Origin of the sequence: Gemmobacter caeni (assembly GCF_003054195.1) — a bacterium.
Classification (GTDB): Bacteria; Pseudomonadota; Alphaproteobacteria; order Rhodobacterales; family Rhodobacteraceae; genus Gemmobacter; species Gemmobacter caeni.
Map to the genome: position 1 here is coordinate 1 of NZ_QBKP01000080.1, position 1017 is coordinate 1017.

General features: G+C 69.6%; 1 protein-coding gene. It reads left to right on the plus strand.

The window, feature by feature from the left end; genetic code table 11:
- Positions 1-115: 115 nt before the first annotated feature.
- A partial coding sequence (locus C8N34_RS25865) for a phage head morphogenesis protein (protein ID WP_108131078.1) occupies positions 116-1017 on the plus strand: 902 nt, incomplete at its 3' end.

A 1017-nucleotide genomic window follows, 5' to 3' on the forward strand; every position in this document is an offset into this window, starting at 1 on the left:
CAGATGCTGCTCGCGGGCTTCCCCGGCCTCGATGCGCAGGCCATGGCGCAGCTGATGGCGGAGGCCTTCCTGACCGCTGATCTGGCCGGGCGTCTGGATGCGGACGGGCGTGGCGATGGCTGAGGTCGGCTTCGGCTTCCACCAGCTCTTTGCCGAACAGCAGGCGGCCTTCCGGCTGCGGCTGGGCAATCTGCTGCCCACCGGCGCCTGGGATGACCTGCGCCACAACCAGCATGATCGCGCCTTCGTCGTCGCCGGGGCGCTGAAGGCGGATCTGCTGGCCGATCTGGCGGCGGCGGTCGACAAGGCGATCTCGCAGGGCACCTCGCTCGAGGTCTTCCGCAAGGACTTCCGCCAGATCGTGGCCCGGCATGGCTGGACCGGCTGGACCGGCGAAGGCAGCGCGAAGGGCGAGGCCTGGCGCACGCGGGTGATCTACCAGACCAACCTGCTGACCAGCTATGCGGCGGGGCGGCGGGCGCAGCTGCTGGCCGGGAAGTACAAATACTGGGTCTACCGCCATTCCGGGGCCGAACATCCCCGGCTGCATCACCTGGCGCTGGACGGCCTCGCGCTGCCGCCGGATCATCCGTTCTGGGCGAAGTTCTTCCCGCCGAACGGCTGGGGCTGCGGCTGCCGGGTGTTCGGCGCGCACACCGAAGCCGGGATCCGCCGGGTCGGCGGCGATCCCGGCAAGCAACTGCCGCCGGACTGGGACCGGCCCGATCCGCGCACCGGCCTGCCGAAAGGGCTGCAGAAGGGCTGGGACTACGCGCCGGGCGCCAGCACCGCCGAGACCATCCTGACGCTGAAGGACAAGCTGCCGCGCCTCCCGGCCCCGATTGGCGCGCGGCTGTTCGAAAGCTGGCCTGCAATCAAGGGGAAGGAGCTCGATCAGGAATTCTCCGACTTTGTTGACAAGGCGCTCGGGCAATTTGTCCAGGGCCGCCATATGGTGATCGGCGCGCTGAAGCCGGGCTGGGTCGATGCGGCGATCCGGCATGGCGTGACGCCGGA